Below are 17,575 nucleotides of genomic sequence, written 5' to 3' on the forward strand. Positions count from 1 at the left end.
AAGGAGAAATACGTCATTCATTATCGTATCTGTGGGAATCTATGTTTCGGGGAGGTGTAAATATGAAGACTAAAGGAATATCTTTAGGGGGGGTAATAGTAGTGGTACTTCTGGGTATATTCTTTGGAACTAATGTTATTAATTCGCCAGACATAAAAGAGACATCCCCAGGAAATACAAGTGAGAAAAAAGTTTCGCCTTTTACTGCAGATACTTTGAAGAATGAAATGGAATACAATTTCAAAGAAACGACATGGTATCCTTTGATTAACTATTATTTAATATCGAATAAGGATAGAACAATAAAGATTATTCTTAACAAAGCAAAGAAAGAAGTTTCCAAAGAAAAAGCTCAATCCATCTCGAGCGCTGTAGCGAACCTAACCTATAACGAGGGGCGTCCAAATTACTTTGTCTATAAAGTGGTGGATAACAATAATCAAATCGTTTATACCTTTGATCGGATAAAACAAAATGCTGAGAAAATGGCAGAAAAATTCAAAGAAATCTATAAGCAGGCTGACGGGGTAATTCTAAAAATCAAACCGCGTGATAATAGCTGGAGTCAGATCAACGTTACGGTCTCAGATTCCTGGTATTACTCTCGAGATTTTCAGAAAGAGCGATTTGTTGAGTCGTATGGAACTTTAATTTCGCAAGCGATAGTGAACTCCTTATATGTTGTAACAGGTGAAGATAAGGTTTATGTCTACTTTATAGATGAGTTTGGTAAGAGATTGGCATCGCCAAAGCTTCTCGGAGGTTGGAAGATAGAGGGATAATAAGGTCTATTAGACGGCCAGCAATTATCTTTGTTAAGAGGAAACTTTAATTACTATGAAGATATATAGTATTATTTAAACATCTGCTTTTGCAGAATAGATAATAAGACCTATTATCTCAACAGGAAAGATGAAATACATGGAGGCTAGCATGAGTAATCTTACACAACAGCAACTTGAATCCCATCTGTGGGAGTCCGCCAATATCTTGCGCGGAAGTATTGATTCATCTGATTACAAAAACTATATCTTCGGCATGTTATTTCTGAAGCGGCTGAACGATGTATTTGTGGAAGTGGCTGAAAAAATCGAGCGTGAAGAAGGCGAAACCTATGGATGGACAGACCGTGACGAGCACCAGTTCTTCGTACCTGAGCGTGCTCGTTGGTCTTATTTGACCACCGTGACAAGCAATGTAGGCGAAGCTATAAATGTTGCTTTTGAAAGTCTGGAAGAAGAAAATACGAAACTGCAAGGTGTTCTTGCCAGCATCGATTTTAACGATAAAGAAAAGTTGCCCGACACGTTGATTTTGAGACTGATCCAACATTTTGGCACAATTAACTTGCGTAACGACAATCTTTCCGAGCCAGATATGTTAGGACGGGCTTATGAATATTTAATCAAGAAATTTGCAGACGATGCAGGGAAAAAGGGCGGAGAGTTCTATACGCCAAGTAAAGTGGTTGAACTAATCGTCAGACTGATTAAACCTGAAGAAGGCATGCGTATTTGTGACCCGACCGTAGGATCTGGCGGTATGCTCATACAATCCGTGGACTATATTAAGTCTAAAGATGGCAATCCACGTAACTTAACTCTGCACGGTCAAGAACGAAATCTCAACACTTGGGCTATTTGTAAAATGAATCTGCTTCTTCATGGATTAAGCGATCATCGTATCGAAAAGGGTGACACGATCCGTGATCCTAAGTTGACGGAAGACAGTGAACTTATCCTTTATGACCGTGTTATTGCTAATCCGCCATTCTCTTTAAGTAACTGGGGACGTGAGGAAGCGGAAGGAGATTCCTACGGGCGTTTTCGTTTTGGTATTCCCCCGAAAGATAAAGGAGATTTAGCGTTTGTTCAGCATATGGCTGCTACGCTTAACCATAACGGAAAAGCTGGCATAGTTATGCCACACGGGATTCTGTTCCGTAGTGGAAACGAAGGTCAGATTCGTAAAGGGTTGCTTGAAGGTCTGCATGGTGAAGAGGGACTTATCGAGGCGGTAATCGGTCTACCATCCAACCTCTTTTACGGAACGGGAATTCCTGCTTGTATCGTGATTCTAAATAGGAATAAGGAAGAGCACAAGAAGGGTAACGTACTTATTATTAACGGGGCACAGGATTACCAGGAAGGCAAGAATCAGAATGTGCTTCGTGATCAAGATATCGATAAGATCGTTTCTACCTGTGATGCTTGGAAGAATATTGAAAAATATTCACGGGTGGTTGGTCTTGATGAGATTAAAGAGAATGACTACAATTTGAATATCGCCCGTTATATTGATTCTGCTGAAGAAGAGGAAGGGGTCGACGTAGAAGTAGCGCTTGCGGCCCTACGGCAACTAGAGCAGGATCGCTGTGAAGTTGAAGCTAAGATGTATGGGTTTTTAAAGGAGTTGGGCTATGGTGTGTGAATATAAAAAGACAGAGATTGGTCTTATTCCTTTACATTGGGAAATAAAAAGAGTTGGAGAAGTTGCAGTTGAAAAAAGTGTAAGGAACAAAAAAAATAAAGATATCCCAGCCCTATCAGTAACAAAACATAAAGGTATCGTTTTAGCAGAAGAGTTTTTTTCACGTAAAGTGCATAGTGAAAATACTATGAACTATAAAATTATTGAACGTGGACAATTTGCATATGCAACTATTCATTTAGATGAAGGATCATTAGGAATACTACGGAATTGCGAGCAAGGAATTATTAGTCCTATGTATACTGTTTTTGAAGTGGATACAAAAATTATTGATAGCGAATTTCTATTTACGCTCTTAAAATCCAAACCATATATCAAACGATATGCATCTTTAGGGCAGGGGAGTATAAATAGAAGGATGTCGATACCATTTAAAGTTTTGGCGAAGTTTCCAATCCATTATCCCCCAATAGAAGAGCAAAAAAAAATAGTTGAAATTCTCTCTTCCGTTGAAAACGCCATTGAAAAAACAGAAGCGATTATCAAGCAAACGGAAACGGTAAAGAAAGGCTTAATGCAGCAATTGCTGACAAAGGGAATTGGACATACGGAATTTAAGGAGACAGAGCTTGGGGTGATTCCTTCTACGTGGGAAGTTCTTTCATTAGGAGAAGTTATTAGTGATCTTAAGGCTGGTGTAAGTGTTAACTCCGAAAACAGAACTACAATTAATTCGGAACCAGGTGTTTTAAAAACAAGTTCTGTTTCAAACAGAGTTTTCAACCCAAATGAACATAAAGCTATTCTACCCGAAGAATACAATAGAGCCACGGTTAATCCTAAAAAAGATCACATTATTATTAGTCGAATGAACACACCATTATTAGTTGGATCAAGTTCATATGTTGATAATGATTATCCTAACTTATTTCTCCCAGATCGTCTTTGGCAGGCGACAATGATTTATGATAGAACATGGCCCCTATGGTTAAGTTTTTTATTAACTTGGACATATATGAGAGACAAGATCGGTGGAATTGCTACAGGGACTAGTGGAAGTATGAAGAATATTTCAAAGCAAGCCTTTCTTACCTTAAACATTGGTCTCCCACCCTTAGATGAGCAAAAAAAAATATCAGATATTCTACAGTCCTTAGATAATCGTATAACAGCTGAAAATAGTAAGATCAAAAAGCTTGAAAAAATTAAGACAGGACTAATGGCGAATTTGTTAAGCGGCAAAATCCGTGTCAACATCGACCAACTCGAAGAGGTACTGGCATGAGCACAACCAATTGGAACGAAAAACAACTGGTCGAAAACAGATTAATTCAACAGCTTCAGGATATGGGCTATGCGCATTTGCATGGCCCTTCCCTGGATTCTGAACGGGAAACAGGCCGCGAAGTAGTGTTGGCCCAGCGACTGACCAAAGCGATTAGAAATCTGAATTCCTGGCTTTCGGATAACAACTTGAGCAAAATTGTTCGTTCTATTAAGCATGTGGAAGCAGCCAGCTTGATGGAAGCCAATGAAAAAATCCATGATATGCTGGTGAACTACATTTCCATCCAACAGGACCTCGGCAAAGGTAAAAAGGGTCAGACTGTCAAATTGATCGACTTTGATAACCCATCCAACAATGAATTCCTGGTTGTTGATCAATTTACAATCACTGGTGGGGAAAAACCGATCCGTCCCGACCTGATTTTGTTCGTCAATGGACTACCGCTTGTGGTTATCGAATGTAAAAGCCCGATGGTCTCCATCAATGAACAAATTGGTAAGGCCGTCAAGCAAATGCTTCGTTACCAAAAGTGTTATGAGCATCTGTTTCATTATAATCAAATCCTAATCGCTACAAGTAATGACCGTGCTAAAGTGGGAACAATCGGGGCACAAGTGCAGCACTTTGGAGAATGGAAAGATCCGTACCCATTAACCAGTCCTGAAGTTGGAATCAATCCCACGCCTCAGGATATTCTAGTCGCAGGCATGCTGTCTAAAGCGAACCTGCTGGATCTCATACAGAACTTTATTGTCTTTGAGCCAGAAGGCGGCCGCGTTATCAAAAAGCTGGCCCGCTATCAGCAATTCCGCGCCGTTCATAAGGCAGCAAACCGCATCCTGACGGCATACGATCCAAGAGATCGTGGTGGCGTTGTATGGCATACTCAGGGCAGTGGGAAGTCACTCACCATGTTATACCTGGCGGTCAAGCTGAGGCGAATCGAAGTATTAAGTAACCCGACTATTATCATCGTTACGGATCGTAAAGATTTAGATAATCAGATAACGAACACATTCCGACGCTGCGGGTTTGCTAATCCTCAGCAGGCCGAAGGTGTGCGCGACCTGAAAAGATTGCTTCAGCAGGGACCAGGCTCAACCATTATGACACTTGTTCAGAAGTTTCAAACGGACAAAGATCAGGAGAAATTTCCTGTACTTTCTACCGCTTCAAACATAATTGTTATGGTTGATGAATCTCATCGCTCGCAGTATAAAGGTCTTGCCATGAACATGCGCACCGCTCTACCGAATGCCTGCTACCTTGGTTTTACAGGTACGCCAATCGACAAAGAAGATAAAAGTACAACCCGCACATTTGGCTCCTATATCGACAAATACACGATTGAGCAGGCGGTGGATGACGGGGCAACGGTTCCTATCTTTTATGAAGCACGCCTATCGCATCTGCATGTGGAAGGGGAAACACTGGATCAGTTGTTTGACCGCAAATTCCGTGAATACGACGGAGAGACCAGAGAGCGAATTAAGAAGAAGTATGCTGACGAAGAAGCTATTATCGCTAGCCCGAAACGGATTGAGCAGATTGTATTGGACATTATTAAACATTATGAAGAACACATTCAACCTAATGGACTTAAAGCTCAGATAGTCGCCATTTCCAGAGATGCTGCAGTGACCTATAAGCAGAAGATGGATGAACTCAGTGATCTGGATTCAGCGGTCATATATTCATCCAGCAACGATGATGACGACCGTAAGAAGGAGTATGCAATCTCCAAATATGAAGAAAAGCTGCTGATAGAACGTTTTAAAAAGCCAATGGATGAAGACAAGCTATCCTTCATGATCGTATGCGACAAGTTGCTGACAGGTTTTGACGCACCAGTTGAGCAGGTCATGTATTTGGATAAGCCTCTTAAGGAGCACAATTTGTTGCAAGCGATTGCTCGTACCAACCGCATATACGACGGTAAAACTTATGGCCTCATCGTGGATTACTTTGGCGTATCAAGCTTTCTGGAAAAGGCGCTTGATATTTTCGCCAAGGATGATATTCAAGGAGCACTTATGCCAATCGGCAGCGAACTTCCTAGATTACAGAGCCGTCATCGTGCGACCATGAGATATTTTGACTATATCCGTAAAGACGATCTGGAGAGCTGCATTCAAATCCTGGAACCAGAAGATGTACGTAGCGAATTTGAACATGCCTTCAAGCTATTTGCTAAGAGTATGGACATGATTTTGCCGAATCCGATGGCACAACCTTATGTGAGCGACCTGGCCTTTCTCGGTAAAGTAAGACAAGCTGTCAAGTCCCGATATAAGGTAGAAAATATGGATATCAGTGACCTCGGAGAAAAGGTCAGACTGCTAATCGCTGATCATCTGCGGGCTTCAAAAGTGGAAATTTTGCATGATCCCATTGATATCTTGTCTAGTAAGTTCGAGCAACATTTGAGCCAGTTCCAAGGTGAAGCCAAAGCTTCCGAGATGGAGCATGCCATCCGTCATGAAATTCGGGTGAAGCTGGATGAGAACCCTGTACTGTATACTTCACTGAAGAAGAAGCTGGAAGAGCTGATCGAAGCGCGGAAGCTGAAGCAGATGGATATTTTTGAAATGATGGAGAAGATGCAGGAGATTATGGGCGAGATGCGGGATGCAGCCAAGCAGGGGGAGCATCTTGGGCTTACCCGAGAGCAATATCCATTCTTTTTAATGCTGGAAAAGCAGCTTCCTGAAGAGGACAATAAAGAGGCGCTTAAAGCCTTAACCGAAGTTATCACGGAAAAGATTCAAGAGCTGTCTGTAATTGAATGGACGCAAAAGAATGATGTAAAGCGGGAAATGCGTCAGCAGACCAAGCGTCAACTGAGGGTATTTAAGTGTCCAGAGGACAAGCTGGAGTCATTGACCATTCAGCTTGTCGATCTGGCAGGAATTCATTATAAAAAATAGGGAGGTAAACATGTGGATTTAAATAAGGGTAAATTCCAGTTTAATAAAAAACAACAAAGCAATGCTAATGATCTGAATGCTCAGTTTAATGAGTTTTCGAAAGACAAAAAATTCACCGCTGATATGATCAAAGATTACTTGGATAGTGTTAATCCGACAGCGACTGCTTTGTTAGATGCTTTTAAAACTTTTGCTGAAGCACAAAGAAATTCATCTCATAATGTGAAAGAAATGTTAGCGGCAATTTCCGATATTCTAAAAGAAGAGCTCGCACGTGAGTTGACTGATGATCAAAGAGATAGGGTTCATGCTATGTTAGGAACGATGATCACAGAGATTAGAGAGGAGTCTAAGGAAAATCGTGAATTTTACAGGGACCTAACCAAATATGCAATTGGGTCAGTTGTTATTGTAGCTGGAGTAGGAATCTTATTAGCGTCCCAGGGAAAAAACAAGGATTTGCTCGAAAAGGGTGCTCAAATGTTAGTGTCAAAAAGGTTATAGATTTAGCATTGGACCATTTACTCGTAGCCATTCTTTTCGTTCTTCATAATCTGGAATAACTGATTTGATAAAGCTCCAGAAAGCTTCAGAGTGGTCAGGTATTCTTAAATGTGCCATTTCATGAACAACTACATAATCCACAATCCGCAGGGGAGCCATCATGATACGCCAGTTGATCAGAAGCTCTCCTTTTTGAGTACAACTGCCCCAGCGTTTTTCTTGGTCTTTAAGGAGCAGAGAATATGGGGTTAGACTCATCAGTTTGCTGTATTGTTTTATACGTTCTTGAATTTTCACAGTGCCATAGGCTTTGTACCAGTCAATACAGAGGTTTTTAAGTTTCTCGGTTTGCTGTTCTTGGTTATAATGAATAGGTATACCCGCACTGAATTTCCCGTTTTTAAATTGAAGTGTAGCTGTACGTATTGGCTGCTTGGTTACTTTCAGTCGATATGATCTCCCAAGGTAACGAATTTTCTCACCGCTTAGGAATTCATGATGTGAAACCTGTTCCTCAATCTCACGGAATCCATACTGTTTCTTTAAAATCCAAGGTGCTTTATTATACATGATTTGATCAATTTGAACTTGCTCTATGCCATCAGGAGCAATAACACGCACTCCTTCGTACATATCTACAGAAATGGAGACGTCTTTTTTGTCTGGCTTACGTATCAGAGTATATTCTATGGTGGTTGTACCGTAAGTCATTTGATGCTGCATCTGTAACGCTCCTTTAAATTCGTTGAGCTCTTGTGTTTCAGTATAAAAAGTATAGATCAATCTGTTGTTCGCTGGCAAGTTGTTAAGTTTGAAGGTGAAACGGAACTTTACTAATTAAGTGAGGCTTAGTTAAAAAATGACTATTAATAATGATTCAAAGATTAATGTGGATAAAAACAGAGAAACCGACAGTTTAGTATACTGTTTCAATAAAAGTAAGAATGGGAGTGAGGAATAGGTGCGTATTCAACAATGGAGATGGGAATATATAGAACGTAATATGTTAGAGTTTAATCGTGGATTACATACGAAAAGTTTTGCAAATAAGAAATTCAATATGTTCTATCATTGGTACTATCACCCTATTTTAGATCTGTTTGCTCCGAGTAAATTCATTGGGTATAGTAATACAAATCATGAAAATTATAAAGGGGAGGGAGACGGGGGGCAAACCCAAAAAACATTGAAAAATTATTTTGATCCCGTTTCTATCGATGAATATGAATTTTATTTAGATAAATTAACTAAATATGCTGATTCATTTGGGCATAGGCTTTCGAAAAGACTATCCACAGCAGGTGGAGGTTGGGTTTATATACCGAATAAAATCGTTGATTGTTTTATTGAAAATGATAAATCATATGAAGTTGATATAGACAATGAAGAAGCTTTGTTTAAAGAGGGAGAGGGAAAAAGAGTTACTGTTAATAAATATGAACGAGATCCAAAATTAAAAAAGGCCGCAATATTGATTCATGGTGTAACATGCATGGGTTGTGAGTTTAACTTTGAGGAACACTATGGTGAGTACGGTAAGGGTTTTATTGAAATACATCATCTTGAATCGCTCGCCAGTGTAAAGGGAGAACACTATGTAGATCCCAAAGAAGGTATTGCAGTCTTATGCTCAAACTGTCATAGAATGGTTCATCGTAAAAAGGATACCCCATTAACTTTAGAACAGCTAATGGTGATGATAAAAAGTAACAAGGTATAAGACAATTCTTATTCAGATTTCAATATGGGAACTTGTGTTCCTGTTGATGTACTGATATAATACGCTTAAGCACACAGGATTTTACTAATTTCAATACCATCGAATCCTGTTAAGCTAACATTGAACAGATAGCTAAAAGTGCACTCATAGCAAGGGATTGCGGAATTGGCAGACGCACAGGACTTAAAATCCTGCGGTAGGTGACTACCGTACCGGTTCGATCCCGGTCCTCGGCACTAGAACAACAAGGGTTTCAGCTCATTAGAGCTGGAACCCTTGTTTGTTTTTAAGTGGGTTTGCTAACATTTTGCTAACAGTTCTTCTTTTTCGTGTAGATTCGGGGTTTCCGGTACGCTCGGAATGATGCTTGTGCCGACTTCATGATGAGTGGTTTTGGCTCGCGTACAGAGAAATGGAGACTTCACACCAATGCTCCAATGGTCTATTACATTTAGCCTAAGTTCCCAAACAGTATAGTGACAATATATTCTCAAAAATGGTTGAGTTTACCTTGTTGTACATTGTACAATGTGTAACAAGGCTGGTGTTCATTATGGCAATCATTTATCAAACTAATTGCAGAGTGTCGGAGACGGAGTGTGGCGACCCTGCTAAAAAGCGAGGCCTCTACCGATCACCCGCTTTTAGCACAGTTTCTACGGCGAATTCTACCTGTTAGAATCAAATCGGACAGGCCACCGGCATTGAAACTGATCTCTAGACTTGTTTCCCTGACACCTACAAGAAGATCTTGTCCATCGCCTATTATCTGATTCTGGAAGGAAATAACTCACTCAGCCGCTTCTCGCTGATAGCGCATACATATTCAGCCCTTTACAGCAGATATTCCTTTTCAGCGAAGCAGCAAGCTGTTCTAGTAGATTGAAGAGGCTAGGCGTATAGCCTTTATCGAAAGACAGGGGAATCCATCGAAAAGGAACTGGGTATTTGCTATATATATTGGTGGTGGTCGTTTTTGCTTTCGTGGCTGTCCTCTTGCTATGGCGTTACGTCCATATTTATGAGCTGAATGGAGCGATTTCTCGGAAATCGCAATATATATGTTTGTGGGGTTTGCTTATGGTGAAGAGAATAAAACTTCGCACGTTGCTTATAGGAGGGTGTATCACCCTTTTTTTTCTTGTATTGCTCGGCAGAGTATTCTGGATTCAGGTGCTGGACCGGGAATTCTGGCAAGCCAGGGCCGCAGGGCAATGGGCCCATACCTCGGTGATTAAAGCGGTGCGTGGCACGATCGAGGACCGCAACGGCAAGGTGCTGGCCAGCGATGTGCCGGCCTACACGGTAGTGGTCAATCCGGATGCGATTTCTGTGCTCGGCATCGGGAAAGAAGTGATCACCGGCCTGCATGAACTGCTCGGCAAGCCTGAGGATGAGATTAAGGCGCTCGTGGAAGCCAAAGACGAGAACGGAAAGTATCTGAAGAACCGGGAGATCCGTAATGAAGGCTGGAGGATAGACCGGGAGCTACGTGACAAGGTCGACGAGTTTATTGAGAAGCTGAAGGATGAGCACGAAACTCTGGAGACTGGCGTCGGCTTGATTAGGGAGCAGAAGCGCTATTATCCGCAACAAACACTGGCCGCACATGTTTTGGGTTATACAGACCGCGACGGCGATGCGGTGATGGGGTTAGAAAAGTATTTTGACAAGCAGCTTAAGGGTGAGAATGGTAAGCTATTCTACCAGAGCGACGGCAAAGGCATCAAGCTGCCTGACTCGGAGGATACTTACCAGCCGGTGGTCAATGGAAGTAATTTTAAGCTGACGATTGATAGCACCATCCAGTATTATATCGAACAGGCAATGCAGAAGGCTTATGAAGAACTCAAGCCCAAGAGTATTACGGTAATTGCCGCGGATCCCAGCACCATGGAAATATTGGGGCTGGCGAATATGCCGAACTTTAACCCGAATGAGTTCTGGAATTATGCCTCTAATCCCGGGGTATTTTTCAACCATGCTATCAAAACGAGATTTGAACCAGGCTCCACGTTTAAAATTGTACCGCTTGCCGGAGCGGTGGAGGAGAAGTTGTTTAATCCGGAAGCCACCTTCATGTCCGGTTCTATCCGCATCAAGGGGTACGGCAAGCCGCTGTATGACCAGAAGAGAAGTGGTTATGGCGAAATCACCTTCCTGGAAGGCGTGAAGCGTTCAAGTAACGTGGCTTTCGTCAAGCTTGGCTATGAAATGCTCGGTCCGGAAAGGCTGCTGCAATACGTGGATGATTTCGGATTTAACGATCTTACCGGTATTGACCTGCCGGGCGAAGTCAGAGGAATCGTCAATCCAACACCGAACAATGCTTCGGAGAACGCGACGATCGCATTCGGGCACGGCAAAGTGCTTGTTACTCCGATTCAGCAGCTTACCGCCATCTCGGTCATCGCGAGCGGCGGCAAACTGATGGTGCCGCACGTGGTCAAGGAGACCACCGATCCCAATACCGGCAAGATTACCGTAACCCAGCCACAGGTGGTACGTCAGGTTATTTCCGCGGAAAGCGCCAGTGAAACCAGCAGTTATCTGGAGCAGGTCGTTGCAGACCTGCTCCATGGAACCGGCCGTCATGCGTACATTGAAGGCTATAGGGTAGCAGGCAAGACCGGTACGGCGATTAAACCTGACGGTAAGGGCGGGTATGACCGCAACAAGGTGAATTCGTCCTTTCTCGGATACGCACCGGCTAATAATCCGAAGATTGTGGTCTATGTCGGCATTGACGAGCCTGCTAATGCTGCTGGCGGTGGTGCTGCGGCGGGACCGGTATTTAAAGAGATCGTATCCGAGGTATTGTCATATATGGGTGTGCCAAAAGTTACAACGGGCGATGGAGGCAGTGTTTCCATATCCGTCAAAAATGCACCTTCCGCGCAGCGCTCCGCACCCGATCTGACCGGCAAAATGGTGCAGGCGGCCAGAAAATTGCTGATGGATCAGGGCTTTGATTTTGAAACGGTCGGAGGCGGAAGCGAAGTGGTCAGCCAGTATCCGGAGGCGGGCACCCTACTTGCTTCGGGACAAAAGATCTATCTGTTAAGTCAGCAGGGAGACCAGGCATCTATTCCTGACCTCCGGGGACAGTCGCTGCGTGATGCGATGGAGGTGCTCAATCTGCTGAAGGTCAAGATTTCCGTTGAAGGCGAAGGATATATCACCGAGCAGACAGAATTAATCCAGAACGGCAAAAGGCTTGTACAGCTGAGGCTTAGTCCGATGGGTGCATACGGCGAGGATATTCCGGTATCTACGGCGGAAGAGGAAGCTTCGGATACCGGGGGTAGTGGAGGGTAGCCGGCAGATAAGCCGTTCATCTTTTTAATTCGGCTTGTTGATTTTTGTTTTTGCCGTTAAGCGAGGCTTGTTATAAGCCCTGTTTGTCCCGAATAGTCATGAAGATAAGAGATTATATCTACTGAATATTGAAGGTCTAATTCTGTAAAAGTGGAATAAGATAATCGAGGTAAACACAGGTCACATGAGCTGAAGGGCCTATGTAAGAGTCATTGGCGTCTGAAACATAAAAAGCCCCCTGTAACTCGCATGGTTAAAGGATTTCAGCTCGATCTTCCAAAAAAAGGTCTACGAAGGAAGACTACTTCAGAACTTAAAATCCTGTGGTAGGTGACTACCGTACCGGTTCGATCCCGGTCCTCGGCATCCACGGAAAAACCATGAGAAATCAAGTTTTTTTGTTTGTATATACCATTATTTTAATAATGAGTCCGGTGAGCTTCGGAAAAGGTTGGTCGAGGCATAACAGGACTCCTGCTAAATGGTCCTCTTTCGAGCTATCGGTTCTTCACAAAACAGGTAGGGGGAAGGAGGATTTTTATTTGTCTCGTCTTCCAAATACATAACTCAGAATATCTACAACAGATCCTGTTAAAAAGAAGGAAGCAAAGTGTAACAAATAGGTAGTCGGACGAATGACATCATAGGTTCCGATTATCCAACTTCGAAAGGGTTGATCGTAAACGACAGCGTTCAGGAAGGGGTTAAAACCAATCAGCAAAATATTCTTGTCGTCATTCCCCGTGTAGTTAGCCTCGCAAACTAGAATGCTTACTAATGAGAAACAGAAAGTAGATTTTCTGAAAAGAGACAATAATTGTTGATAATTTTCATAGTTAGACGGCCCCCCACAAAGATATGTATTGTATGTTTTAAATAAATGTAAGAAAGAGAATTGGATAATTTCGAAAAATATAAGATTAGCTCTGGATGAAGAGGGTATTATTACCTTAATGTCGAAATATTAGGGAGAGTTTTTATTAAAGTTTTTATTAATAAGTATTAAGGGGGAAGTATTGTTGGGAAGTCGACAGTCATCAAATAATTCTTTTGAATTGGTACTAGTGAATGCTCTTAAAATTCCTGGTGTGAAAGTGAATCGAAAAGAGTTTCTGGTTCATGCTTTAGCTGATAAGGTGAGTTCAGAAAAGTTGCATGAAGTGCTGGATAAAGGGCCTATTGAGGCGGGAGTTCCTCTTCATATTCTTGACAAAGTTGCTAAGTTACATATTGAAAAACGAACACTTCAGAGTACAGGTGCTTCATTTGCAGCAGGTCTTCCTGGGGGCTTAGCAATGGCTGCTACTATTCCAGCAGATACATTGCAGTTCTTTGGCATTGCTTTACGAATGGCACAAGAACTAGCATATATTTTTGGGCATAGAGATTTGTGGGATAATCAAAAGATAGATAGTGATAGAGTGAAGGGTGAGCTTACAATATTTTTAGGGGTAATGTTCGGTGTTGGAGGGTCTGCATCAGCATTAAAAATCGTATCTGCGAAATTATCACAGCAGATGTTGAGGAAACTGCCGCAACAGGCACTTACAAAGACGATATATTATCCTATTATAAAAAAAGTAGCTGCTTCAATCGGAGTGAAAATAACCAAAAAGACGTTTGCTCAAGGTCTATCAAAAGCTATACCTGTTCTTGGAGGAGTGATTTCTGGTGGTCTTACATATACGTCAATGAAGCCTATGGGGAATCGTCTTAGAACAACATTACATGATACAATAAACGGGTACTCAAATGAGGATTTCGATAGAGATTATGAAGATGTTAAGAGAGAGATTATAGATATTACAGGTGAGTTTGTGGAAGAGGATTACAGTGATTTTTCTGATGAATCAGCTGCAACGGTTCATAATGAACCATTTAGTATTGCAGATGAGATACTGAAATTTAAGCAACTCCTAGATATGGGAGTTATAACGCAGGAAGAGTTTGATGAAAGAAAATTCAAATTATTAAGTCAATAGATCATTATTCTACTAATTGCTCTAGCTCAAGGATTTGTAGGATAAAGGCGCACAGGACTCGAGCGCTTTCCGTTCATTACGAATGGGAGGCGTTTTTGTTTTGGCTAGAGTAACGAAAATTAGCGAAGGTAAATTGTGGGAGTCGACGGTAACACGTTTCATCGAATATAAGCGCGCGAGGGTCTATCGGAACAGATGGAGAGCGACTACACGCAGCATTTTTGTTTTCTAGAAGTATATCAATTCATTGCAGACAAATTCACACACAAAAAACTTTAAATCCACACAATTTTCGACATAATATCTATCCTTATACGTGTATTATTATGGAAAAAAGGCTGTGGTGACTATGGGCAACTCTATCGAACTGTCTGTCGCTATATGCACCAGGAACCGGCATAAGGATCTGATGAAGTGTGTGGAGTCCATCTCAAGACAAACGAACATGGAGGAGGACAGCATTGAGGTCATTATTGTGGATGATGGTGATACCGATAGAGACTGGCTCGACCACGCCGGTAGCCTCATTAACAAGGGGAATATGTATCTTCGATACTATAAGAAAGACCCTAGTGAAGCTGGTTTGATCAAGTCTAGAGTTAAGTCTATTGAGATTAGCAGCTACGAGACGATTCTTTTCATAGATGATGATGTTGAGCTTTCAGCTAATTATTTGGATGTTCTTAAGCAAACGCTGATTTCGTACCCGGAAGCTGTTGGAATTAGCGGCGCTGACCAAGGCCTTTCATGCTCTCTCAAAGGTAGATTTATGATGATTCTTAGTGGCCGCAGTTTGTTTTCTCCGGGAAAATACTCGTTAAGCGGATTTGCTTCAGCTATGAATTTGTGGAATATCCAGAAGAATGTTTTTCGGACAGAGTTTTTGCATGGCTGCAATATGTGCTACCGGAAACAGTACCTTTCTGAGATCGAAGCGGTGAGCTGGCTCCAAGGATATAGTCTGGGCGAAGATTTGTATATCTCTGCTTTGGCTGGTAAACACGGCCCGATGTATGTAAATCCAGATCTGAAATTAATACACCACGGATCACCGACCTCAAGGGATAATGCCGAGCAGGTTGCTCACACGAAAATCATAAATCACTTCCATCTGCTAAAGACGAGAAATAAGGCGAATTACTTCAGGTACTTCATGCTCAGATGGACGGCCGGATTCCTCAGTTTGGAAGCAAAGTTTAATCGTAATCACGAGGCTTACCTTGGATATAAAAAAGGAAAAGAAGAGCTCCGTTCACTTTTTAAAGGTGCGTAGCACGAATTTCTTTTTCCAAATAAATGATACTAAAATTGGTTTATTAGTTTTATCAGATGGAAGTATTGAATATTTCTACCACCCCTCAGATCCACCCCTCCTTAGCTCTTACATAATGAATTTTACTCCCACATCAGCACTGAATTAAATCCAACCCAGAATAAAACATGCCGAAGTTCACCACTTTATGATACAAGTCTGTTGGAAATAGATCCTTATATGAAATGGAAATTCAATATGTAAATGGAGGGAGCCCCGGTGATTAAGTCTTTTAAAACAGATTTAAAAGCGAATCGCAGAAATCCGCAAACGCTCATGGTCTTATTTACTTATCGTTTTGGTAATTGGGTGCACTATCAGGTGAAACATAAGATTGTGAAGAAACCGCTGTGGATACTTTATAAGGTGCTGGATTTGTTTTTCGTCAGGATTATTTCTAACGGAGAATTACATGCACAGGCTAAGATCGGGAACTATCTTCATTTACCGCATGGCCTAAATGGGATTGTTATTAGTCATAAGGCAGTGATCGGGAGCTATGCTACTATTTTTCATCAAGTGACGATTGGGGGAAGAAACGGTTTAGGTGAGCCAGTCATTGGAGACAGAGCCTTGATCGGAGTGGGGGCTAAAATACTTGGTCCTATCTGGATTGGGAATGATACGAATATTGGAGCGATGTCGGTAGTGGTCAAGGATGTGCCTGACAATGCATCAGCGATAGGAATTCCGGCACGAAATTTGCTCCGCAATGAACCTAAAGCAGAACATGCTAGATAGGATGAACAAAAGAAAGAAACAAAAGCGAGGAGGAACGAAGGGGGAAGTTTGGAACTGTAGGAGCGAACCGCATTGTCCTGAATGAAGCTGCATAAAATCGAGCAATCCCCCCTTGAATTGGGCTAGAAATAAAGCCATTGAATGCAGTCTTTATCTTTGGTCCAAACTTCTAAAAGGCAAGCCAATCAAGGGGAAGCAGCACTTTTACGGTAAGCACTATGGTTCTAATTCCCTTCTTTTTTGTGATCCCCTTAAATTCCTCATCACTCCCTATGTGCTATAATGGGGGATAAATACAGTCATAACTGAAATATCAAGAAGGATGGTAGTGCGGATTATGGTATCGATTAAAGATGTGGCAAAACATGCGGGCGTGAGTATTTCTGCGGTCTCGAAGACGCTTAATGGGTACAGCGATGTCAGCGAAGCTACGCGGAAGAAGATTCTGCAGGCTGCGCAGGAGCTGAATTATTCGCCCAATATGTTAGCTAAGAATTTGAAGCATAAGGTGACAAAGACGATTGCGCTGATCATCTCGAACTTTGAGCAGGCCAATGGTAAGGACGGTGTCATGTTCCAGATCATGAGCGGTGTCTATGCGGCGGCTACGCAGTTCAGATATGAGGTCGTGATCTATACCCGCAGTCTGTCCGAACAGCAGGATAAGTCCTATTGGCAATTCTGCAAGGACCATAAGATCGCGGGCGTGGTGATCTCTGGTCTGCGGACGACGGACCCTTATTTTGAGGATCTAGTCGGGAGTGATATTCCCTGCGTGGTTATTGATGCAGATACGGTTGGTCCGCACGCTGGCTCTGTAATCACGGATAACCTTACGGCTGCCCGGCAAGCGGTGAAGTACCTGATCGGCAAGGGACATCGGGAGATCGGAATGATCAACGGGCATAAATATGCTACGGTCAGCATTGTCCGGCAGCAGGGGTACCGTGAAGCGCTAGAAGAAGCAGGGATTGAATACAAACCTTCGCGTGTGGTAGAGGCCGATTATAGCGAAGAACAGGCTTATGATCTGGCAGAATCCTACATTACGGACAACCCTCACCTTACAGCCGTATTTGTGGCCAGTGATCTCATGGCGATTGGATTCATGAATCGTTGCCGGGAATTAGGACTGCAGATCCCAGGCAATATCTCGATCCTGGGCTTTGATGACATTGTGCTGTCGAGCTATACAACACCGAAATTGTCCACGATCAGCCAGGACTTTGCCGGGATTGGATACTCCGCGTTGGAGCAGGTTGTGAAGATGCTGGAAAATAATACCCCTGGATATCATAAGATTCTTCCTTTCAAAATAGTTGACAGAGAGACAATCATGCTTTTATAATAAGG

At 42.3% G+C, this 17,575-nt stretch carries 12 protein-coding genes; 11 read left to right on the forward strand and 1 reads right to left on the reverse strand.

Annotated features, from left to right (window positions below; all coding sequences use genetic code 11):
* Nucleotides 1-62: 62 nt before the first annotated feature.
* The 5 genes from ACFVRY_RS13335 (at nt 63) to ACFVRY_RS13355 (ending at nt 7,149) form a co-directional block, all read left to right on the forward strand.
* On the forward strand, nt 63-782 hold the full coding sequence (locus ACFVRY_RS13335; RefSeq protein WP_387500664.1) for a hypothetical protein: 720 nt from the start codon (nt 63-65) through the stop codon (nt 780-782).
* A 151-nt stretch (nt 783-933) separates the two neighbouring features.
* Complete coding sequence (locus ACFVRY_RS13340; protein ID WP_387500665.1) at nt 934-2,430, forward strand: type I restriction-modification system subunit M; 1,497 nt, start codon at nt 934-936, stop codon at nt 2,428-2,430.
* Complete coding sequence (locus ACFVRY_RS13345) at nt 2,420-3,715, forward strand: restriction endonuclease subunit S (protein ID WP_387500666.1); 1,296 nt, start codon at nt 2,420-2,422, stop codon at nt 3,713-3,715. The genes ACFVRY_RS13340 and ACFVRY_RS13345 overlap by 11 nt, the downstream gene beginning before the upstream one ends.
* A complete protein-coding gene (locus ACFVRY_RS13350) occupies nt 3,712-6,645 on the forward strand; it encodes a type I restriction endonuclease subunit R (RefSeq protein ID WP_387500667.1) in 2,934 nt (977 codons plus the stop codon). Before ACFVRY_RS13345 ends, ACFVRY_RS13350 begins: the two co-directional genes overlap by 4 nt.
* A gap of 12 nt (nt 6,646-6,657) precedes the next feature.
* Nucleotides 6,658-7,149 (forward strand): hypothetical protein, encoded by a 492-nt coding sequence (locus ACFVRY_RS13355; protein ID WP_387500668.1) that lies wholly within the window; start codon nt 6,658-6,660, stop codon nt 7,147-7,149.
* Here the strand turns inward: ACFVRY_RS13355 and ACFVRY_RS13360 are convergent.
* Nucleotides 7,144-7,872 (reverse strand): M48 family metallopeptidase, encoded by a 729-nt coding sequence (locus ACFVRY_RS13360; protein ID WP_387500669.1) that lies wholly within the window; start codon nt 7,870-7,872, stop codon nt 7,144-7,146. The genes ACFVRY_RS13355 and ACFVRY_RS13360 overlap by 6 nt on opposite strands.
* Nucleotides 7,873-8,110: 238 nt before the next feature.
* On the opposite strand from ACFVRY_RS13360, the gene ACFVRY_RS13365 reads away from it, so the two are divergent.
* The 6 genes from ACFVRY_RS13365 to ACFVRY_RS13390 all read left to right on the forward strand — a co-directional run bounded on the left by ACFVRY_RS13365 (nt 8,111) and on the right by ACFVRY_RS13390 (nt 17,570).
* Nucleotides 8,111-8,869 (forward strand): HNH endonuclease, encoded by a 759-nt coding sequence (locus ACFVRY_RS13365; RefSeq protein WP_387500670.1) that lies wholly within the window; start codon nt 8,111-8,113, stop codon nt 8,867-8,869.
* Nucleotides 8,870-9,949: 1,080 nt separating this feature from the next.
* Nucleotides 9,950-12,187, forward strand: a complete 2,238-nt coding sequence (locus ACFVRY_RS13370; RefSeq protein ID WP_387500671.1) for a penicillin-binding transpeptidase domain-containing protein — start codon at nt 9,950-9,952, stop codon at nt 12,185-12,187.
* Between the two features lie 1,019 nt (nt 12,188-13,206).
* Complete coding sequence (locus ACFVRY_RS13375; protein WP_387500672.1) at nt 13,207-14,169, forward strand: SHOCT domain-containing protein; 963 nt, start codon at nt 13,207-13,209, stop codon at nt 14,167-14,169.
* Between the two features lie 349 nt (nt 14,170-14,518).
* Nucleotides 14,519-15,442: a glycosyltransferase family A protein gene (locus tag ACFVRY_RS13380; protein WP_387500673.1), complete on the forward strand. Its 924-nt coding sequence runs from the start codon at nt 14,519-14,521 to the stop codon at nt 15,440-15,442.
* A gap of 258 nt (nt 15,443-15,700) precedes the next feature.
* On the forward strand, nt 15,701-16,222 hold the full coding sequence (locus ACFVRY_RS13385; protein ID WP_387500675.1) for a serine O-acetyltransferase: 522 nt from the start codon (nt 15,701-15,703) through the stop codon (nt 16,220-16,222).
* Nucleotides 16,223-16,559: 337 nt separating this feature from the next.
* Nucleotides 16,560-17,570, forward strand: a complete 1,011-nt coding sequence (locus tag ACFVRY_RS13390) for a LacI family DNA-binding transcriptional regulator (RefSeq protein WP_387500676.1) — start codon at nt 16,560-16,562, stop codon at nt 17,568-17,570.
* Nucleotides 17,571-17,575: the final 5 nt, after the last annotated feature.

The sequence above is a fragment of the Paenibacillus sp. NPDC057934 genome (genome assembly GCF_042887565.1).
Taxonomy (GTDB): domain Bacteria; phylum Bacillota; class Bacilli; order Paenibacillales; family Paenibacillaceae; genus Paenibacillus_AQ.